This is a genomic window from Leclercia sp. CFBP8987, from assembly GCF_034044995.2.
GTDB lineage: Bacteria > Pseudomonadota > Gammaproteobacteria > Enterobacterales > Enterobacteriaceae > Enterobacter > Enterobacter tamurae.
In genome coordinates this window covers 2767786-2787902 of record NZ_CM188255.1, presented here as the reverse complement: position 1 = coordinate 2787902, position 20117 = coordinate 2767786, and the positions used below count along the sequence as shown (strand labels likewise).

Sequence of the window (20117 nt, the reverse complement as noted above, 5' to 3'; positions counted from 1 at the left end):
TGTTCTCCCTCTCCCTGTGGGAGAGGGCTGGGGTGAGGGCATCAGGCCGCACAGTGTAATGCCCGGCGGCGCTGCGCTTGCGCGGGCCTACGGGGACGATTTTCTCCCTCTCCCTGTGGGAGAGGGGCGGGGTGAGGGCATCACGCAAATATCGTCATCAGATAGGCTGCAAACAATGCCATATGCGCTGCGCCGTTAAGCACATTGGTGCGGCCGGTGGAGAACGAGATCTGGCACAGCAGCAGCGACGCTACCATCACAATCATCTCTGGCGCGCCCAGGCTGAAATGCAGATCGTTCCCGGTCAGGAAGGCAATCAGCGTTACCACCGGAACGGTCAGGGAGATGGTCGCCAGTACCGAACCAAAGAACAGGTTCATCGCGCGCTGTACCTGATTGTTCAGCACCGCACGCAGCGCCCCCAACCCTTCAGGGGAGAGGATTAACAGCGCGACCAGGAAGCCGGTAAAGGCCACCGGCGCGTTCAGCTCGGTCAGCAGCGTTTCCAGCGGGTTCGCATTCATCTTGGTGACGGCGATAACCGCAATCAGATGCACGACCAGCCAGATAGTGTGCCACAGGCTGCTGTGGGCAGAGGGCTTGCCGTGATGCGGGTCATCGTCGTCGCTCTCATCTTCATGCTCATACACGAACAGGCTCTGGTGCGTTTTGGTCTGGATCAGCAGGAACACGCCGTACATCGCCGCTGAGATCAATGCCACCAGCAGAGCCTGCCCGGTTGTAAAGTTGCCGCCCGGCAGCGCCATCGGAAACACCAGCACGATAATCGCCAGCGGGAAGAGGGCGATCAGATACTGCTTAATACCAAACAGGTTCAGGTACTGGGTTGCGAATTTGCGCCCGCCCAGCAGCAGTGAGAAGCCAACCAGCCCCCCGGTAACAATCATAATGATGGAGTAGAGCGTATCGCGCATCAGGGTCGGCGCCGCGTCACCGGTCGCCATCAGGGCGGAAATGAGGCTTACTTCGAGAATAACGACGGAAAGACTTAAAATCAGCGAGCCGTAGGGCTCTCCCAGCCGGTGGGCCAGCACGTCGGCGTGACGGACAACGCTGAAGGCGCTGCTCAGAATACCAACAAGTGCCAACATATTGATGCCGATGACCACTGGCAGTGACTGACTACTTCCCCAGAAGAGCAGCACGGCCAGGGCCAGCACCGGGAAAATGAGAGACGTCTCCTTATGACGGGTTTTCACCGTCTCGAGTGCGGTTGTCATGTAATTCTCCAGAGTTGCAGGTGCTTATAATTGTAGACAGAAAAAGAGGACGTTAAATTAACAGATTACTGTTAAATCTTAGTTATCTTTTACCTAATTTTACGGTATGAAGTCATTATGTGCTGAGATTGCCATAATAAGACATTTTTATTAAATATAGTCTTAATAACAGCTAATTAAGGAAAATAATTATCCGATTATCAATTTGACTGGAAGCCTCAGCCATTGTCGACCACACTTATTAATTGATTAAAAAGAGGGGTTTGACATGCCATACAAATCGAAAAGCGATTTACCGGACAACGTTAAGCATGTACTGCCGGCACATGCTCAGGATATTTATAAAGAAGCCTTCAACAGCGCCTGGGATCAGTACAAGGATGAAGAGGACCGCCGGGGGGACGCCAGTCGGGAGGAGACCGCGCACCGCGTGGCCTGGGCGGCAGTGAAGAATGACTACGAGAAAGGTGATGATGATAAGTGGCACAAGAAGAAATAGCGCCAGCCTGATTGCCTGTGTTTATTAGTTTGCACCCTGCGCTTTGACTTTTGTGGCGGTTGCGCTATCGCTGTATTGCACCCGGCGAGTTTATTGCATATCGTCACGGTACTGCTTTCTAATTGAGCAGTAAAAAGACCCGGAAGGTTCATAAAAGTGTGCGCAGGGAAGCAGGCAGTGGCGGAGGTGCAATATGTTAACGCGTGATTTTCTTATGAAGGCTGACTGTAAAACGGCTTTCGGTGCGATTGAAGAATCGCTGCTGTGGTCAGCCGAACAGCGTGCGGCATCGCTGGCGGCAACGCTGGCCTGTCGCCCGGACACCGGTCCGGTGTGGCTCTTCGGCTACGGTTCCCTGATGTGGAACCCGGCGCTGGAGTTTGTCGAATCGGCCACCGGCACCCTGCCGGGCTGGCACCGCGCATTCTGTCTGCGCCTCACCGCCGGTCGCGGCAGCGCCTGCCAGCCAGGTCGAATGCTTGCACTGAAAGAGGGCGGGCGCACCACCGGCGTGGCCTATCGCCTGCCGGATGCGACGCTGGAAGAGGAGCTGGCCCTGCTGTGGAAGCGGGAGATGATCACTGGCTGCTATATGCCGAGCTGGTGCAAGCTGGAACTTGATGACGGACGCACCGTTAATGCGCTGGTGTTTATTATGGACCCGCGCCATCCGCTGTTTGAAGCCGACACCCGGGCACAGGTTATTGCCCCGCTGATTGCCGCGGCCAGCGGTCCGCTCGGCACCAATGCACAGTATCTCTTCTCCCTCGACCAGGAGCTGACGCGACTGGGTATGCGGGATGATTGTCTGAATGAACTGGTATCGCGCGTTCGGGCCTTGCTCGACGGCAGCCAGCCCGACAGTCCGATGAGTGCGAGCTTCGCCTGAAAAAACGCCCGGTGGCCTTGTGGACACCGGGTTAACATTAAATGCGGAAATGTCCGGCGGTTTCAGCCAGCTCGCCTGCCTGACCCTGCAGGGCGCTGGCCGCGGCGGCCGACTCTACCACCAGTTCGGCGTTCTGCTGCACCATGCTGTCGAGGTGGGTCACCGCCCGGTTAATCTCCTGAATACCTTTCATCTGCTCGCTGGTGGCGACGGTGATCTCCCGCATGATCCCCGACATGCTGCCGATGCTGGTGACAATCTCATCCATACTCTGTCCGGCCAGGTGCACATAGCGTGAACCGGTCGCCACGCTGTCGGTGGTGGAGTCGATCAGGCTTTTGATCTCTTTTGCCGCCTGGGCGCTGCGGCTGGCGAGGCTGCGCACTTCCCCTGCGACAACCGCAAAGCCACGACCCTGTTCGCCTGCGCGCGCCGCTTCAACCGCCGCGTTGAGGGCCAGAATATTGGTCTGGAAGGCGATGCCGTCGATCACACTGGTGATATCGCCAATTTTGGTCGAGGCGGCTTCGATGGACTGCATGGTGGTGATCGCCCGGGAGACCACGCTCCCGCCGCGGGTGGCAGCCTCGGAGGCTTTACCCGCCTGCTCGTTAGCGATGGCGGCCGATTCGGTCGACTGGGCGACGGAGGCGGTGATCTGCTCCACGGCGCTGGCGGTTTCACGCAGGCTGGAGGCGGCCCGCTCGGTACGGCCAGAGAGATCCTGGTTCCCGGCGGCAATCTCCTGGGCGGCGTTTTTCACCGAGGCGCTGGCGTCACGCAGTTGCACCATCACCACCGAAAGTTTGTCGCTGAAGGCATTAAAGGCATGGGCGATCTGCGCCACCTCATCCTCGCCTTTCTCCGGCAGACGCTGGGAGAGATCGTTGGTGCCGTTGGCGATGGCGTGCATCGCATCGCGAATATCCGACAGGCGCTTCAGCAGACGGGCAATCACGACATGCACCACCACGGCGCTGAGCAGGACCAGGATCACCAGCGACAGGGAAGAAGCTTTCAGCAGGGTGCGCATCCCGGAGGTGGCATCATCGCTGTCGAGAGCAACGACCAGCTGCCACTGGGTTCCGGCAATCGGGGTGGCGGCAAAGGTTTTGCTCGCGTCGTTAAACTGGCCTTCGGCGTTCTTGCCGCTCTTGAGTGCATTCAGATCGACGCCGGTAATGACATCGGTGAAGGCTTTCAGGGTCAGGGCAGGGTCGTTGGCGGCGATCACCGTCCCGTCGCTGTCAATCAACAGCCCGCTGCTGGCTGGGGTCGGACGAATGCCGCGCACGTTGGCGATCACGCTGTCCATCGCCACGTCACCCGCCAGCACGCCTTTCAGCTCGCCGTTCTCTTTCACCGGCACCGCAAAAGTGACCACCAGCTTCTTAGTGCCGGTATCGACATAAGGGGCCGTGACGATAGCCCGATCTTCTTTCACCGCCTGCTGATACCACGGGCGGATAGTCGGATCGTAGTCGGCAGGCACGCCGTCCGGATTGGAGAACTTCGCGGTTTTGCTGGCATAGCCGACATAGACGTTGATAAACCCGCCCGCCTGCGCCAGCTGTTTGAACATGGGCACCGGATCGTCGCTCAGGGCGACGCTCTGCAGGGAGTTAATAATAGTGGTTTTGCTGTTAACCCAGTCGGCGATGGCCAGGCTATGGCTGGCGCTGGTGCTGGCCAGCATATCGCGTTGCGATTGTTGATTGTCCTGGCGCGTGACCTGGAAATTAATCACGGTATTCAGAAGGAGCGCGGCGATCAGACATCCGACCGTCGCCGCAATAATACGAGCGCGAATTGACCTGAACATAATGTAATACCTGCTGTGTTGTTGTAAGTAGCCTATCGGCATCGGGCAGGCAAACTTGATGCTGGAACCGCGCTCATAAGAAAAAAATATTTCAGTTAAAGCATTATTAGAAAGTTAATAGTTTATCCGCGGATAACGTCCACTGCGCCAGCTCCACCAGAGTGCCGATTTCCACCCCGTCAATCAGCGGCAGGGCGCTGATGCCGCGGCCGTCGGTGCAGGTCTTGCACAGTTTCACCGGCACGTTTTGCGCGGTCAGGATCTCCAGCATCTGCTGAATGTTATACCCCTCGGCAGGCTTCTGGCCACGCAGCCCGGCGGTCACCGCGTCGGACATTAAAAACAGGCGCAGATCCAGGTCGCTCTCCTGCTCGCGTAAGGCGATCGCCAGCCGCAGGCTGTTAAACAGGGATTCACTGCCATAGGCCGCACCGTTGGCGACTATCACGATCTTCTGCATCTTGACTCCTGAAAGGTAAAAAGGCATGAAAATTGCTTCTCTCAGTCAAACACTGACCCGGGAGAGGAAGCATGACTAACATCACCGGTGCCACCGAATGGTTTCAGCACGCCCGACTAATGCGTAAACAGCAGCTGTGCAAACTGGCGCAGTTGGGCCAGCTTGTCAGCCGGATCAGCCATCTTGCGCACATGCTACAGTGCGAGCGCGGGGCTTCCAACATCTGGCTCTGTTCTCAGGGCACGCTGTATGCCCTGGAGTGTAAAGCCAGCCGCGCGCTGGTGGACGAGCATCTCCGGGCGCTGCACCAGGCTCTGGGTACGCCGCTGATGGCCAGCGGTGCCCTCAGTGAGCGGGTAGGGAATGCCCTGCAGAGCCTGGAGCAACTTCCCGCCCTGCGCGAGGCGATTACCGCCTGCGCGCTGCCCGCCGATGTGGCGATGGAGCGCTACAGCCGCACCCTGCGCAACCTGCTCAGTATCGTACCCCAGCTCAATGACAGCATTGACGATCCGCAACTCGCCGGCAGGTTTGTTGCCCTTTACAGCCTGATGCAGGGCAAAGAGCTGGTCGGCCAGGAGCGGGCGCTGGGGGCGATAGGCTTTACCCAGGGCTTTTTCAGCGAGGAGATGCGCCAGACCCTGGTGGATCGTATCGACGGCCAGCAGGCCTGCTTCGAGATCTTTCTCTCTCTGACGCCTGCCAGCCTGCATGACCATTTCAGCCTCAGCGTGCCGGGGGCCGAAACCGAACAGCTGCGCCGCCTGGCCTGCACCCGGCAGCCTGCAGCGGATAAGGGCGTGCTGGCGCTGCACTGGTTCTCATTGCAGACCGAACGTCTGGAACATCTGCGCGGCCTCGAAGAGATGCAGATTGCCGATCTGATGCTGGCGGTGGAGGCCCTGATTGGCCAGGCCGATGAGGATTTACCTGAGGAGCCGCCGTCGCAGGAGCCGCTGTCTCTCTATCCGCAAAAACCGCTCCTGCCGCTGGTGCGCCAGCAGGCGCGGGAGATCGAACAGCTCTCCCGCCAGCTCGCCTCAATGCGCGATACCCTGGAGGAGCGCAAGGTGATCGATAAGGCCAAAAGCGTGCTGATGACCCATCAGCAGATGAGCGAGGAGCAGGCCTGGTGCCAGCTGCGCAAGATGGCGATGGACAAGAACCAGCGGATGGTGGATATCGCCCGGGCGCTGCTGACGGTGAAGGCGCTCTGGCAACAGTAGATGCACTCCCGCTGGGCAACGGTTGCATGGTTGAGGTGCGTTCCCCCTGTCCGTGGACATAAAATGCCCGGATTCTAAGAGGTTAAAAGCTGGCATCCCCTTTGCATTACTGAATTAACAATTTGAGACGACGCGCCAACGGCGGTGCGACGGTCTTCAGGATAAAGGCGTCCTGCAGTGCTTCGGCACTGCCGGGCGCTTTTTTTTGGCTTTTTTCAGGAGTGAGCATGGTGGAATGGACAAGGCGGCGTTTTTTACAAGCCAGCGCGCTGGCAGGCGGGGCGCTGATGTTACCGGGCGTCATGCAGGCTGCATGGGCCGCAGGCTCCGATAAACCGGAACTCGAGACGGTGCGCGTGGGCTTTATCCCGCTCACCGACTGCGCGCCGCTGGCGATCGCGGCCTATAAAGGGTTCGATAAAAAATATGGCTTCACCCTGGTGCCCACCAAAGAGGCCAGTTGGGCGGCGGTGCGCGACAAGCTGGTGGCCGGGGAGCTGGATGCCGCGCACATTCTCTATGGCCTGCTGTACGGTCTGGAGCTGGGTATCGCCGGCAAACCTAAGCCGATGGCCAACCTGATGACCCTCAACCAGAACGGCCAGGCGATCACCCTGTCGAGCGATCTGGCCCAACAGGGCGTGCGCGACGTCGAGGGTCTGAAGAAGCTGATCGGTCAGCAGGCGCCGGGCACCTACACCTTTGCCCATACCTTTCCCACCGGCACCCACGCCATGTGGCTCTACTACTGGCTGGCCAGTGCGGGCATTAACCCCTTTGACGACGTGCGCACCGTGGTGGTGCCGCCGCCGCAGATGGTGATGAACATGCGTATCGGCAATATGGTCGGCTTCTGCGTCGGCGAGCCGTGGAACGCCCGGGCCATTAACGATCGCATCGGCTTTACCGCCGCCACCTCCCAGTCTATCTGGCCGGAACACCCGGAGAAGATCCTCGGCACCCGTCAGGAGTGGGTTGACGCCCACCCCAACACCGCCCGGGCGCTGGTCAGTGCCCTGCTGGAGGCCCAGCGCTGGATCGACGCCTCGCCGCAGAACAAACAGGAGACCGCCCAACTGTTGTCCCGCCGCGCCTGGCTTAACACCAAAGAGCAGTACCTCACCGGGCGGATGCTGGGCGAGTACGACAACGGGGTGGGGCAGCGCTGGCAGGATGCTCACCCGATCCGCTTCTTTGAGGACGGGGCAGTCAGCTACCCGTGGCACTCCGACGGAATGTGGTTCCTGACCCAGTTCCGCCGCTGGGGGCTGCTGAAAACCGACCCGGACTACGCCGCCGTTGCCCAACGCATCAACCGCACCGACGTCTGGCAGGACGCCGCCACCGCAGTGGGCGGTATTCGCGCGCCATCCTCGCCGCTGCGCAGCAGCACCCTGATGGACGGCACCGTCTGGAACGGCACCGATCCGAAGGGTTACGCCAACCGTTTTGCCATTCATCGTACAGGGGCCTGATATGAAAAAAGTTAACACCAAAGCGGCACCCGCTGCGCCGGTCAGCGGAGAAGTGATCGCCCTGCCACCGGTGCAGGTGCGCCGCCGCACACCCGCGTTTGCTCGCCGGATCAACGACCTGCTGCAACGTCTTATTCCGGCGCTGCTCGGTCTGGGGCTACTGGTCATCGCCTGGCAGCTGGCGGCCATCAACAGCAAAGGCTTCCCGACCCCGCTCAGCACGCTGGATTCAGCCATCACCCTGTTTGCCGACCCGTTCTACCGTGACGGGCCGAACGATATGGGGGTGGGCTGGAACGTGCTGGCCTCGCTGCAGCGTGTCGCCATTGGCTTTGGCCTGGCGGCACTGGTGGGTATCCCGCTCGGCTTTATGATCGGTCGCTTTACCTTTCTGGCCCGCATGTTTAACCCGCTGATCGCGCTCCTGCGCCCGGTCAGTCCGCTGGCCTGGCTGCCGATTGGCCTGCTGCTGTTCCAGAAAGCGGAGCCCGCCTCCAGCTGGACCATTTTTATCTGCTCGATCTGGCCAATGGTCATCAACACCGCCGAAGGGGTGCGCCGTATTCCCGAGGACTACCTCAACGTGGCCCGGGTCCTGCAACTCTCCGAGTGGACGGTGATGCGCCGCATTCTGTTCCCCGCCGTGCTGCCTGCGGTGCTGACCGGGGTACGCCTCTCCATCGGCATCGCCTGGCTGGTGATCGTTGCCGCCGAGATGCTCACCGGGGGCCTGGGGATCGGCTTCTGGATCTGGAATGAGTGGAACAACCTCAACGTCGAAAACATTCTCATCGCCATCGTCATTATCGGCGTGGTGGGTTTGCTGCTGGAGCAGGGGCTGATGCTGATCGCCCGCCGTTTCAGCTGGCAGGAAAAATAAGGAGCGCACATGAAACCATTAATTCAGGTCCAGGCCGTCAGCCAGCGTTTTTCCACCGCCAGCGGCGAGTTTCTGGCGCTGCAGAATGTCTCTTTTGATATTCACGAGGGGGAGACCGTCAGCCTGATCGGCCACTCCGGTTGCGGCAAATCGACGCTGCTGAACCTGATCGCCGGTATTACCTTGCCGACGGAAGGCGGGCTGATCTGCGACAACCGCGAGATCGCCGGGCCGGGTCCGGAGCGGGCGGTGGTGTTCCAGAACCACTCCCTGCTGCCGTGGCTCACCTGCTTCGACAACGTGGCCCTGGCGGTGGATCAGGTGTTCCGCCGCAGCATGAGCAAGGCCGAGCGCCGGGAGTGGATCGAACACAATCTCGAGCGGGTGCAGATGGGGCACGCCATCCACAAGCGTCCGGGGGAGATCTCCGGCGGGATGAAGCAGCGGGTCGGCATTGCCCGCGCCCTGGCGATGAAGCCGAAAGTGTTGCTGATGGATGAGCCGTTTGGCGCGCTGGATGCCCTGACCCGTGCCCACCTGCAGGATTCAGTGATGAAAATTCAGCAGGAGCTCAACACCACCATCGTGCTGATCACCCACGACGTCGACGAGGCGGTATTGCTCTCGGATCGGGTCCTGATGATGACCAACGGCCCGGCGGCGACCGTCGGCGAGATCCTGCGCGTCGACCTGCCGCGCCCGCGTAACCGGGTGCAGCTGGCGGAGGAGAGCCGCTATCACCATATGCGCCAGCAGATCCTCCATTTCCTCTACGAAAAACAGCCGAAAGCGGCCTGAGGAGCACCACCATGCGCCTGGTCATCATTGGAAACGGAATGGCGGCAACGCGGCTGATTGAGTCGCTGACCGACCGCGTCCCCGGGCGCTTCGTCATCACCGTCATTGGTGATGAGCGGGCTCCGGCCTACAACCGCATTCAGCTCTCCCCGGTGCTGGGTGGCGAGAAAGAGGCGAACGCCACGCGACTGCACGATGACGCCTGGTATCGTGCGCGCGGCGTCACGGTGCTGAGCGGCGAGCGGGTGCTGGCGGTAGAGTGCGAAGCGCGGATGCTGCGCACCGATAAACGTCTGATGGGGTGGGATGAGCTGGTGTTTGCCACCGGGTCCCGGCCCTTTGTGCCACCGATCCCCGGCGTGGGTCTGCCGCATGTCTTTACCTTCCGCACCCTCGATGACGTCAACGCCATTCTGGCGACCCCCGGCCCGGCGATAGTGCTAGGGGGTGGGGTGCTCGGGGTAGAAGCCGCCGCGGCGTTACAACGTCACCGTTACAACGTCACTTTAGTCCATCGAGGCCCCTGGCTGATGGAGCAGCAGCTGGATCAGCAGGCCGGGCTGCTGCTGGAGCAGGCGCTGAGCGAGCGGGGCATCGGCTGCGAGCTGAACGGAGGCCTGACGGCCATCAATCCAGACAGCGCCACCCTCAGCAACGGTCGCACTTTAGCCGCCACGCGGGTGGTGCTGGCCACGGGCGTGACGCCCAACATCGCCCTGGCCCAGACCAGCGGCGTGCCGTGCGGGCGCGGCATTCGGGTAGATGACCAGATGCGCGCTGCCTTAGAGGGCATCAGCGCCATCGGCGAGTGCTGCGAAATTGACGGCCAGACCTGGGGCCTGGTGGCTCCGTGCCTGGATCAGGCGGAGATCCTTGCCGCCCGTCTGGCCGGGGAGAACGTCACCCCCTTTACCCCGCAGCAAAACGGTATGCGCCTGAAGGTGACCGGCGTGGAGCTGTTCAGCGTCGGGGAAGTCACCGCGCAACAGGATGACGCGGTGTGGACCAGCTGGGATCCGTTGACCCGCCACTACCGCCGCTTACTGGTTCGTAACGGCACGCTGGCAGGCGTGCTGCTTATGGGGGAGTGTCGCAGCGCGGCCACCCTTACCGATTTACTGGCAACGTCAGAACCCGCTCAGGCGGACTGGCTGTTCGATCGATTCACTACGCAGCCGCTGGTTGCAGGACAAAACGCGATGACAAAACCTACTCTGATTGTGGTTGGGCACGGTATGGTCGGCCACCATTTTCTTGAAGACTGCGTGAACCGCGGTTTGCATCAGCAATACCAGATTGTGGTCTTCGGTGAAGAGCGCTATGCCGCCTACGACCGCGTCCATCTCTCGGAATACTTTGCCGGACGCAGCGCCGACTCGCTGTCGATGGTAAACGGTGATTTCTTTGCCGATAACGGCATTGAGCTGCGCCTGTCCCAGCAGATTGTCGCCATCGATCGCGACGCCCGGGTGGTGCGCACCGCAGGCGGGCACGAGACCCACTGGGACAAACTGTTGCTGGCCACCGGATCTTATCCGTTTGTACCCCCGGTGCCGGGGCGCGAGCTGCCGGGCTGCTTTGTCTACCGTACCCTTGACGATCTGGACCAGATTGCTGCCCATGCCAAAGGCTCCCGCACCGGGGTGGTGATCGGCGGCGGGCTGCTGGGGCTGGAGGCGGCCAACGCCCTGAAACAGCTCGGGCTGGAGACCCACGTGGTGGAGTTCGCCCCGAACCTGATGGCGGTGCAGCTTGATAACGACGGGGCCGCCATGCTGCGGCGCAAAATCGAAGCCCTCGGTGTGGGGGTGCACACCAGCAAAGCCACCACTGAGATCGCCGACACCGACGCGGGCAAGGTGCTGCGCTTTGCCGACGGCAGCGAGCTGGCCGCCGACATGGTGGTCTTTTCCGCCGGGATCCGCCCGCAGGATGCGCTGGCCCGGGGCTGCGATCTGCTGCTGGGCGAGCGGGGCGGGATCGCCATCGACAACCAGTGCCGCACCTCCGACGAGGATATCTTCGCCATCGGGGAGTGCGCCTTGTGGGAAGGTAAAATCTACGGACTGGTCGCGCCCGGCTACCAGATGGCGCGGGTAGCCAGCGCCGCGCTGGCCGGGGAGGCGAACGCTTTCACCGGGGCGGACATGAGCACCAAACTCAAGCTGCTGGGGGTGGATGTGGCCTCGTTTGGCGATGCTCACGCCCGTACGCCGGGGGCACAGAGTTACCAGTGGACCCACGGCCCGCAGCAGATCTACAAAAAGATCGTGGTCAGCGCCGACAATAAAACCCTGCTCGGCGGGGTGCTGGTGGGGGATGCCAGCGAATACGCCACCCTGGTGCAGATGATGCTCAACGATATCCGCCTGCCGAAGGATCCTGAGACCCTGATCCTGCCCGCCGTGGCAGGCAGCGCCCCGAAAGCGCTGGGGGTGGCAGCGCTGCCGGAGATCGCGCAGATCTGCTCCTGCCATAACGTTAGCAAAGGCGATATCTGCCAGGCGGTGAGCAACGGTGCCACCGACATCGGGGCGGTAAAACAGTGCACCAAAGCGGCCACTGGCTGTGGCGGGTGCAGCGCGCTGGTAAAACAGGTGATGGAGTTCCAGCTGGCAGCCCAGGGCGTGGAGGTGAAAAAGGATATCTGCGAGCACTTCGCCTGGTCACGCCAGGAGATCTACCACCTGGTGCGCGTCAACCGTATCCACACTTTTGAGCAACTGATTAGTCGTTACGGCCAGGGGCACGGGTGCGAGATCTGTAAGCCGCTGGTGGGCTCGGTGCTGGCCTCCTGCTGGAACGAATATCTGCTCAAACCGGCCCATCTGCCGCTGCAGGACACCAACGACCGCTACTTTGCCAACATCCAGAAAGACGGTACTTATTCTATCGTGCCGCGCATGGCCGCGGGTGAAGTGACCGCTGACGGGCTGATCGCCATCGGCCAGATCGCCAAACGCTATCAGCTGTATAGCAAAATCACCGGCGGGCAGCGTATCGACCTGTTTGGTGCCCGGCTGGAGCAGCTCCCGGAGATCTGGCAGCAGCTGATTGATGCCGGGTTTGAAACCGGCCACGCCTACGGCAAATCCCTGCGCACGGTGAAATCCTGCGTCGGTTCCACCTGGTGCCGCTACGGCGTGCAGGATTCTACCGGGCTGGCGGTGGTGCTGGAGAACCGCTACAAAGGGCTGCGCGCCCCGCACAAGATCAAGATGGCGGTATCGGGCTGCACCCGCGAGTGCGCCGAAGCCCAGAGCAAGGACGTGGGGGTGATCGCCACCGACAAGGGCTGGAACCTCTACCTGTGCGGCAACGGCGGGATGAAGCCGCGCCATGCGGATCTGTTTGCCAGCGATCTCGATGACGCCACGCTCCTGCGCTACGTCGATCGCTTCCTGATGTTCTACATCCGCACCGCCGATCGCCTGCAGCGCACCAGCACCTGGCGGGATAACCTCGAGGGCGGACTGGAGTACCTGCGGGAGGTGATCATCGACGACAGCCTCGGCATTGCCGACGAGCTGGAGCAGGAGATGCAGCGGGTGGTGGACACGTATCAGTGCGAATGGCAGACCACCCTGCAGGACCCGGGCCGTCTGGCGCAGTTCCGCACCCTCGATGCGCAGCCTGCGGCAACCAAACGCTGGCAGGCGGTTTGTTCCCTGGAGGAGATCCCCGAGGAGGCGGGAATTGGTGCCCGTCTGGGTGAGCAGCCCATCGCGCTGTTCCGCTTTGGTAAGTCGGTCTACGCCCTGGAAGACCGGGAGCCGGGCGGCAGCGCCAGCGTGCTCTCCCGCGGTATCCTCGGTGATGTCGGCGGTGAGCCGGTGGTGATCTCCCCGCTGTATAAAACGCGGATCCGTCTGCGCGACGGGCGTCAGGTCGATACCGGCGAAGTGGCGGTCCGCGCCTGGCCGGTGAAGGTTGACTGCGACCGGGTGCTGGTGGGCAGCGAAGAGCTGGTGATGCGTGCGGAGGCCTCATGAGTGAAACCCAAACGACCTGTCCCTACTGCGGCGTCGGCTGCGGAATCATTGCAACCGTGGAAGATGGCACGGTGAGCGTGCGCGGCGACGACAGCCATCCGGCCAACCTCGGCCGGCTGTGCGTCAAAGGCTCGGCATCAGGTGAGACCACCGGCCTGGCGGGACGGCTGCTGCACCCGGAGGTGGACGACCAGCCGGTGAGCTGGGAGCAGGCGCTGGAAACGGCGGGTACCCGCCTGCGGGAAATCATCGACACCTACGGGCCGCAGGCGGTGGCCTTTTATGCCTCAGGCCAGCTGCTGACCGAGGATTACTATGCCGCCAACAAGCTGATGAAAGGCTTTATCGGCGCGGCCAATATCGACACCAACTCCCGGCTCTGCATGTCCTCGGCGGTGGTGGGCTACAAGCGCGCCTTCGGGGAGGACATCGTTCCGTGCAGCTACGACGACGTTGAGCAGACCGACCTGGTGGTGCTGGTGGGCTCCAACGCTGCCTGGACCCATCCGGTGCTCTGGCAGCGGCTGGCGCAGGCTCGCGCCGCTAACCCGGCGATGAAGGTGGTGGTGATCGACCCGCGGCGCACCGCGACCTGCGACATTGCCGACCTGCATCTGGCCCTGGCGCCGGGCAGCGATGCCGGGCTGTTTGTCGGCCTGCTGAACGCCATCGATCCTGCGCAGGCCAGCGACTGGCCGCCCGAGCGGGTGGCGGCGTTTTGCGACCTGCCGCCTGAGGAGGTCGCCACCTTTTACGCCTGGTTTAACGCCGCCCCGCGGGCGGTGACGCTCTACACCATGGGGATCAACCAGTCCACCAGCGGCAGCGACAAGTGCAATGCGATTATTAACGTCCATCTGGCGAGCGGCAAAATTGGCCGCGAAGGCTGCGGGCCGTTTTCGCTGACCGGTCAGCCCAATGCCATGGGCGGCCGCGAGGTGGGCGGTCTGGCGAATCAGCTGGCGGCGCACATGAACTTTACCCCGGACGATCTCAGCCGGGTGGCGCGCTTCTGGGGAACGGAGCGGCTGGCACAGACCCCGGGCCTGATGGCGGTGGAGCTGTTCGAGGCCATTGCCCGCGGGGAGGTGAAAGCGGTGTGGATCATGGGCACCAACCCGGCGGTGTCACTCCCGGACAGCCATGCGGTCTGTCAGGCCCTGGCCACCTGTCCGCTGGTGCTGGTCTCGGAAGTGATGCGCGACACCGATACCAGCCGCTTCGCCCACATCCGCTTTCCGGCGCTTGGCTGGGGGGAGAAAAACGGCACCGTCACTAACTCCGAACGACGTATCTCACGCCAGCGCGCCTTTCTGCCCGCGCCCGGCGAGGCAAAACCCGACTGGTGGATCATCGCCCGTATGGCGGAGCGGCTAGGCTACGGCGCGGCCTTTGCATGGGATCATCCCCACGCCATCTTTACCGAGCATGCCGGGCTGTCGGCGTTTGAAAACCAGGGTGAACGGGCGTTTAACCTCGCTGAACTGGCAAACCTGACCCGCGAGCAGTGGGATGATCTGACTCCCTGGCAGTGGCCCATTCATCCTGAGGCGTTAACCCACGCACGTATTATCCCGGTCACTCCGCAGCCGCACGGCGCCACGCCGGATCTGCTCTATCCCTTTATGCTCAACAGCGGGCGACTGCGGGATCAGTGGCACACCATGACCCGCACCGGCTATGTCCCGCGCCTGATGCAGCACCGGGATGAGCCGACGGTGGATATTTCCCCGCAGGATGCCGCCCGGCTGGGAGTTCAGGACGGACAGCTGACGCGCATCAGCGGCCCGCGTGGGCTGATGGTGGCCCGGGCGCGGATCGCTGCCGGGCAGCGCGCCGGGGAGCTGTTTGTCCCGATGCACTGGAACAGCTGTTTTTCGCGCCAGGGCAAGGTTAATGCCCTGGTGGAGGGACGCTGCGATCCCCATTCCGGTCAGCCGGAGAGCAAGCAGACCGCGGTGCGGCTGATGCCCTGGCAGCCCGCCTGGCAGGGGGAGCTGTACAGCCGCGAGGAATTGACTCTGCCGACGCACGTCCACTGGTGGCGCAAGGCGACCGCCGGGGTGCCGCGCCTGACCCTGGCGGGGGATAAGCCGCTGCTGGAGTGGCTAATGGCACACTGCACCGGGCAGGGCTGGCAGCTGCAAATCGCGCAAACCGGCGAGCGTAGCAGCCTCCTGGCCTGGCATGACGGGGCGCTGATGCTGGGATTCTGGCAGGGCAGCGTATTACCGACGCTGGGGCATGCCTTTATTGAAGAGGCGTTTCGCACCGCCCCGGTGGAGCTGGCCGAACGTCACGCTCTGCTGGACGGGCAACATCCCGGGGAGCGCGTTGATCCCGGGCGTATTATCTGTAGCTGTTTCAGCGTTGGCGAAAACGCGATCCGTGCGGCGATTGCACAAGGGTGCGACTCGGCGGCGGCGCTGGGGGCGAAACTGCGCTGCGGCACTAACTGCGGCTCCTGCGTGCCGGAGCTGAAGGAGATGCTTTCCGTGCGGGTGTAAGTGCCTGATGGCGCTAACGCTTATCAGGCCTACGGTCCCGTAGGCCGGGTAAGCGCAGCGCCACCCGGCAATCTTCAGGTTATTCCTGAAATTTTCCTTAGGGCTGAAATTTTTCCTTAACCGCGCTAAGGTGTTAACTCTGTTTTCATCAACACAGGCTCCCTTTCACGACGGTGATGGTTGTTTCTCCCCGCTTACGCTGGCTGTTCCTCCTCCTCTGTACTCCCGGAGCCGTTCACAGTGCCCCGAATTCCTTTATCCAGCAGGCGCAAAACCCCTTTGATAATAACGGCGACAGCCTGCCGGACTTAGGCATGGCGACCCAAACGGGGGAGGGTGAGAAGCATCTGGCGGAGATGGCGAAAGCCTTCGGGGAGGCCAGCATGACCGACAACGGCCTGACCACCGAGGAGCAGGCCCGGCAGTTTGCCCTGAGCCAGGTGCGGGACGCGGTCAGTCAGGAGGTCAATCAGCACATCGAATCGTGGCTCTCTCCCTGGGGCAACGCCAGCGTCGATCTGCTGGTGGATGATGAGGGGCAATTCACCGGCAGCAAGGGCAGCTGGTTTATCCCCTGGCAGGATAACAATCGCTACCTGACCTGGAGCCAGCTCGGCCTGACCCAGCAGGAGGACGGCCTGGTGAGCAACGCGGGCATCGGCCAGCGCTGGGTGGCGGGCAAATGGCTGCTGGGTTACAACACCTTTTACGACAATCTGCTGGATGAAAACCTGCAGCGCGCCGGGCTGGGGGCGGAAGCCTGGGGCGAATACCTGCGGCTGTCGGCCAACTACTATCAGCCCTTTGCCAGCTGGCGGGACAGCTCGACGGTAGAGGAGCAGCGCATGGCGCGCGGGTACGACGTCACCGCCAAAGCCTGGCTGCCGTTCTGGCATCACCTCAATACCAGCGTCAGCTTTGAACAATACTACGGTGATAACGTCGATCTGTTTCATACCGGGACCGGGTATCGCAACCCGCTGGCGGTCAATCTGGGGCTGGATTACACCCCGGTGCCGCTGGTGACCTTCTCCGCCGCGCACAAGCAGGGGGAGAGCGGGGTGAGTCAGAATAACCTCGGCCTGAAGCTCAACTATCGCTTCGGGGTACCGCTGAAAAAACAGCTCTCTGCCAGCGAAGTGATGGACAGCCGCTCCCTGCGGGGCAGTCGCTACGATCCGCCGGAACGCGAGAGCCTGCCGGTGCTGGAATTCCGGAAGCTGAAGACCCTGTCGGTATGGCTGGCCACGCCGCCGTGGGATCTGCACCCGGGTGAGACGGTGGTACTGAAGCTGGATATTCGCAGCCGACATGGGGTGCGTGCGCTGCACTGGCAGGGGGATACTCAGGCGTTGAGCCTGACCTCACCGGCGCAGGCCAGTGACAGTGACGGCTGGAGTATTATTCTGCCGGCGTGGGATAACCGCGAGGGGGCGAGCAATCGCTGGAAACTGTCGGTGGTGGTGGAAGATAAAGCCGGGCAGCGTGTCTCTTCCAATGAGATCACGCTGGCGCTGACGCAGCCGCTGCTGGCGCTGCCAGAAGAGGACCCGCGCTGGACGCTGCTGCCGGACGAGTAGACTCAGAAAATGCGTTCCTGATGCACCCACACCGCGGCTTCCACGCGGGATTTTAGCTTCATCTTCTTCAGCATATGTTTCACGTGCACTTTAACCGTGCTTTCGGTGATGTCCAGGCGACGAGCGATCATCTTGTTCGGCAGCCCCTGAGCAATCAGCTTTAGAATATCGCGCTCGCGCGGGGTCAGCTGGCTGACGTCGCGATCAGAGGTAGCGCGGTTGGCGCGTAGGCTGGCCGCCAGCACTGGCGTCAGGGCTTCGCTCAGCACCATGTCACCGGCCGCCGCCTGTTGCAGGGATTTCAGCAGCTCTTCCGGCTCCATGTCTTTCAGCAGGTAGCCATCGGCGCCGCGTTTCAGGGCGGTGACCACGTCCTCTTCATGGTTGGAGACGCTGAACACCACCACCCGGCCGGAGAGCGATTTCTCGCGCAGCTTGTCCAGGGTTTCAAGGCCGTTCATGCCGGGCATATTCAGGTCGAGCAGGATCAAATCAGGATCGAGCGCCTCGGCCAGTTCAATGCCCTGTTCACCATTGCTGGCTTCGCCCACGACGGTGATATCCGAGGCCATGCTGATAAGTTGTTTTACGCCGGTGCGCAGCATCGGATGGTCGTCGATCAGCAGGATTGTGGCTGGCTCCTGATTAGACATGGTGTTCTCCTTGGGCAGTGAAAAGAGGCTTTTCGGGAATAAAGGTGACAATGACGTCCGTTCCGCCAGACTCGCCTGGACGGACCTGACAATCTCCACGCAGACTTTGTGCGCGGTCGCGCATAATAATCAGACCGTAGTGGTTACTTCTTTCGGCGTTGGCTGGTAAACCGCGGCCGTTGTCGCGTACCACCAGTTTGACCTGGTTGTCGTGTTGACTGACGGTGAGCGAAACCGCCGTCGCCCCGGAATGTTTCAGCGCGTTGCTTAACGCTTCCCGGGCGATCTGCAGCAGATGAATGGCCTGGTGAGAGGGGACAAACCGCGGTGGCAGCTGGTAATCCAGCGAGACGGTAAAGCCGAGCCGGGCGCTGAACTCCTGGCAGCTGGCTTCGAGGGCTGGGCGCAGGCCGGGCTCCGTCAGCTGCAGGCGGAAGGTGGTCAGCAACTCGCGGAGCTGCACCCAGGAGGTGTTCAGCTCGTTGCGGATCTGGCTCAACAGCTGTTTGTGGCTCTCCGGCAGGTCGGTGTCCTGCATCTGCAGACAGCTGACCTGCATCTTCATACAGGAGAGCGACTGGGCGATGGAGTCGTGCAGCTCCCGGGCAATGGTGGCGCGCTCTTCCATCACAATCAGCTGCTGCTGTTTTTCCTGGTGGCGGTCGAGCGCCAGGGTGGCGGTCAGCTGCTCCACCAGGGTATCCACCAGCTGCTGCTGATCGTGGTTAAGGTGGCGTCCGGCAGGCAGGGTGGCCAGTAAAATGCCGTACTGGGTCAGGTTATCCGCCAGTCGCCACTTCAGGGTCGTGCCGCTGGTGGTCAGCGGCGGCAGGCTGCGCGGACAGAGGTGGCAGCCGATTTCATCGCAGCTCATATCTGACTGACAGGTAAATTCCTGGTGATTTTCTTCATCTTCCATGTCATACACCCGCAGCTCAATATCGTGCAGCAGGGTCAGATTTTGCAGGCCGTTAAGCACCGGCGAGAGCCGCTCGCACAGCGGTACCTGAGAGTGCAGGCGGCGGTTGGCCTGCCAGAGGAAGGAGAGGATCTCGTTTTTCTGCTCCAGCCCGGCAGTTTTTTCCCGCACCCGCTGCTCCAGCACTGCATAGCTTTCGGCCAGCTCCCCGGACATGGTGTTCAGCGCTTCGCCGAGCATCGCCATCTCATTGCGGCCGTTAATGTGCGCGCGTTGGGTAAAATCGCGCTGGGTAACCGCCCGGGCCACCGCCAGCAGCTGTCGCCAGGGATGCAACAGCCGGGCACGCAGCCAGATAATGGTGAACACCAGCAGCAGGGCCATAAACAGCACCATCAGCCGCTGCATCACCACTACCCGCGCAATGCGCTGTTCGGTGCTGCTGTCGAAGGCGGTGACCAGATTATCGATCCGGCTAACAAAAGCGGAGATATCATCGGCGACCGCGTCAGGGTTTTGTGCCTGCCGCAGGCCCGGCGCCAGCTGGTTTTGCCAGTAATCCTGCAGGGCTTTCAGCTGCACCTGTTGGTCATCGTGCTGCGCCGCGCTTTGCAGCACCGGGCTGAAGGCCGTGGCATTCATCTCATCAAGGAGGACCTGATCTTTGGCTTCCAGCGGGATCGCCGCCAGCAGGCGATAGCTCTGCATGCGCAGCGAACCGGCTTTGTTAATGGCGTGCGCGCTGCCCTGAACGCCCTGCACCAGCCAGCCGGAAATTGCCATTCCCGCCACCCCGATTGCGGTAGACAGCATGACAATCAGCACCAGTTGGTTAACCAGCGTCAGCGGTGAAAAACAGCGTTTAAACATAGGGTAGTCTGGCTCCTGACAATGCCTGAACTCGGCAAGGGCTCTATTCTCAGCCATACCCTGGAGTATACCCATACCTAAAAAGGATTACCCATTAATTGCCATTTGTCTGATGAATGGGGGGAGGGGGTAAGCGGGGAGTAGCAGTCCAGTGAAAAACCACACCTTTTTTAGCGGAATGGGCTACTCACCAGGGAGTACATCAACTTTTTCCGCCGGAATTTGCCTGCCTTGCCCTTGATTTATATCAACTTCCTGTCGGCTTAAAACCCTGATCTTTGTAGCATCTTTTAAGAATCAGAGGTG

The 20117-nt window shown here is 61.6% G+C and carries 14 protein-coding genes; 9 read left to right on the top strand and 5 right to left on the bottom strand.

The features are described 5' to 3' along the window. Nucleotides 1-140 precede the first annotated feature (140 nt). Nucleotides 141-1241, bottom strand: a complete 1101-nt coding sequence (gene chaA / locus SOM40_RS13325; protein WP_320530118.1) for a sodium-potassium/proton antiporter ChaA — start codon at nt 1239-1241, stop codon at nt 141-143. Nucleotides 1242-1509: 268 nt separating this feature from the next. Here chaA and chaB point away from each other — a divergent pair, with 268 nt between their 5' ends. Together chaB and SOM40_RS13315 are read left to right on the top strand one after the other, a co-directional pair. Continuing rightward, nucleotides 1510-1740 (top strand): putative cation transport regulator ChaB, encoded by a 231-nt coding sequence (gene chaB, locus SOM40_RS13320; RefSeq protein WP_166182724.1) that lies wholly within the window; start codon nt 1510-1512, stop codon nt 1738-1740. A gap of 193 nt (nt 1741-1933) precedes the next feature. Further along, nucleotides 1934-2629 carry a gamma-glutamylcyclotransferase gene (locus tag SOM40_RS13315; RefSeq protein ID WP_106993210.1) on the top strand — a complete coding sequence of 232 codons (696 nt, stop codon included), beginning with the start codon at nt 1934-1936 and terminating at the stop codon, nt 2627-2629. Nucleotides 2630-2666: 37 nt separating this feature from the next. On the opposite strand, the gene SOM40_RS13310 is transcribed toward SOM40_RS13315, so the two are convergent. Both SOM40_RS13310 and ychN read right to left on the bottom strand, forming a co-directional pair. Then, complete coding sequence (locus SOM40_RS13310) at nt 2667-4451, bottom strand: methyl-accepting chemotaxis protein (protein ID WP_320530117.1); 1785 nt, start codon at nt 4449-4451, stop codon at nt 2667-2669. 106 nt (nt 4452-4557) lie between these two features. Further along, entirely contained in the window at nt 4558-4911 is a 354-nt protein-coding gene (ychN, locus tag SOM40_RS13305) for a DsrE/F sulfur relay family protein YchN (protein WP_166182721.1), read from the bottom strand. 71 nt (nt 4912-4982) lie between these two features. On the opposite strand from ychN, the gene nasR reads away from it, so the two are divergent. From nasR to SOM40_RS13270, 7 genes are all read left to right on the top strand, one after another. After that, entirely contained in the window at nt 4983-6137 is a 1155-nt protein-coding gene (nasR, locus tag SOM40_RS13300) for a nitrate regulatory protein NasR (protein WP_320530116.1), read from the top strand. Nucleotides 6138-6364: 227 nt separating this feature from the next. Further along, the gene (locus SOM40_RS13295) at nt 6365-7612 is read left to right on the top strand and encodes a CmpA/NrtA family ABC transporter substrate-binding protein (RefSeq protein ID WP_106993207.1); all 1248 of its coding nucleotides are present in this window, start codon (nt 6365-6367) and stop codon (nt 7610-7612) included. 1 nt (nt 7613) lies between these two features. Beyond that, the gene (gene ntrB / locus SOM40_RS13290) at nt 7614-8492 is read left to right on the top strand and encodes a nitrate ABC transporter permease (protein WP_106993206.1); all 879 of its coding nucleotides are present in this window, start codon (nt 7614-7616) and stop codon (nt 8490-8492) included. A 9-nt stretch (nt 8493-8501) separates the two neighbouring features. Then, nucleotides 8502-9290: an ABC transporter ATP-binding protein gene (locus tag SOM40_RS13285; RefSeq protein WP_106993205.1), complete on the top strand. Its 789-nt coding sequence runs from the start codon at nt 8502-8504 to the stop codon at nt 9288-9290. An 11-nt stretch (nt 9291-9301) separates the two neighbouring features. After that, nucleotides 9302-13282: a nitrite reductase large subunit NirB gene (gene nirB, locus SOM40_RS13280; RefSeq protein WP_320530115.1), complete on the top strand. Its 3981-nt coding sequence runs from the start codon at nt 9302-9304 to the stop codon at nt 13280-13282. Beyond that, complete coding sequence (locus SOM40_RS13275) at nt 13279-15789, top strand: nitrate reductase (protein WP_320530114.1); 2511 nt, start codon at nt 13279-13281, stop codon at nt 15787-15789. Before nirB ends, SOM40_RS13275 begins: the two co-directional genes overlap by 4 nt. Before the next feature lie 176 nt (nt 15790-15965). Further along, nucleotides 15966-17369 (top strand): YchO/YchP family invasin, encoded by a 1404-nt coding sequence (locus SOM40_RS13270; RefSeq protein ID WP_320530113.1) that lies wholly within the window; start codon nt 15966-15968, stop codon nt 17367-17369. A gap of 2 nt (nt 17370-17371) precedes the next feature. Here the strand turns inward: SOM40_RS13270 and narL are convergent, their stop codons facing one another. Both narL and narX read right to left on the bottom strand, forming a co-directional pair. Further along, entirely contained in the window at nt 17372-18022 is a 651-nt protein-coding gene (narL, locus tag SOM40_RS13265; protein WP_039030700.1) for a two-component system response regulator NarL, read from the bottom strand. Next, nucleotides 18015-19811 carry a nitrate/nitrite two-component system sensor histidine kinase NarX gene (gene narX / locus SOM40_RS13260; protein WP_320530112.1) on the bottom strand — a complete coding sequence of 599 codons (1797 nt, stop codon included), beginning with the start codon at nt 19809-19811 and terminating at the stop codon, nt 18015-18017. Before narX ends, narL begins: the two co-directional genes overlap by 8 nt. Between the last annotated feature and the right edge of the window lie 306 nt (nt 19812-20117).

What these genes read in the sequence shown, in the direction of transcription:
- chaA (WP_320530118.1), bottom strand. Translation starts at nt 1,241, where the DNA reads ATGACAACCGCACTCGAGACGGTGAAAACCCGTCATAAGGAGACGTCT.
- SOM40_RS13275 (WP_320530114.1), top strand. Translation starts at nt 13,279, where the DNA reads ATGAGTGAAACCCAAACGACCTGTCCCTACTGCGGCGTCGGCTGCGGA.
- chaB (WP_166182724.1), top strand. Translation starts at nt 1,510, where the DNA reads ATGCCATACAAATCGAAAAGCGATTTACCGGACAACGTTAAGCATGTA.
- ychN (WP_166182721.1), bottom strand. Translation starts at nt 4,911, where the DNA reads ATGCAGAAGATCGTGATAGTCGCCAACGGTGCGGCCTATGGCAGTGAA.
- SOM40_RS13285 (WP_106993205.1), top strand. Translation starts at nt 8,502, where the DNA reads ATGAAACCATTAATTCAGGTCCAGGCCGTCAGCCAGCGTTTTTCCACC.
- nasR (WP_320530116.1), top strand. Translation starts at nt 4,983, where the DNA reads ATGACTAACATCACCGGTGCCACCGAATGGTTTCAGCACGCCCGACTA.
- narL (WP_039030700.1), bottom strand. Translation starts at nt 18,022, where the DNA reads ATGTCTAATCAGGAGCCAGCCACAATCCTGCTGATCGACGACCATCCG.
- SOM40_RS13270 (WP_320530113.1), top strand. Translation starts at nt 15,966, where the DNA reads ATGGTTGTTTCTCCCCGCTTACGCTGGCTGTTCCTCCTCCTCTGTACT.
- SOM40_RS13295 (WP_106993207.1), top strand. Translation starts at nt 6,365, where the DNA reads ATGGTGGAATGGACAAGGCGGCGTTTTTTACAAGCCAGCGCGCTGGCA.
- ntrB (WP_106993206.1), top strand. Translation starts at nt 7,614, where the DNA reads ATGAAAAAAGTTAACACCAAAGCGGCACCCGCTGCGCCGGTCAGCGGA.
- narX (WP_320530112.1), bottom strand. Translation starts at nt 19,811, where the DNA reads ATGTTTAAACGCTGTTTTTCACCGCTGACGCTGGTTAACCAACTGGTG.
- SOM40_RS13315 (WP_106993210.1), top strand. Translation starts at nt 1,934, where the DNA reads ATGTTAACGCGTGATTTTCTTATGAAGGCTGACTGTAAAACGGCTTTC.
- nirB (WP_320530115.1), top strand. Translation starts at nt 9,302, where the DNA reads ATGCGCCTGGTCATCATTGGAAACGGAATGGCGGCAACGCGGCTGATT.
- SOM40_RS13310 (WP_320530117.1), bottom strand. Translation starts at nt 4,451, where the DNA reads ATGTTCAGGTCAATTCGCGCTCGTATTATTGCGGCGACGGTCGGATGT.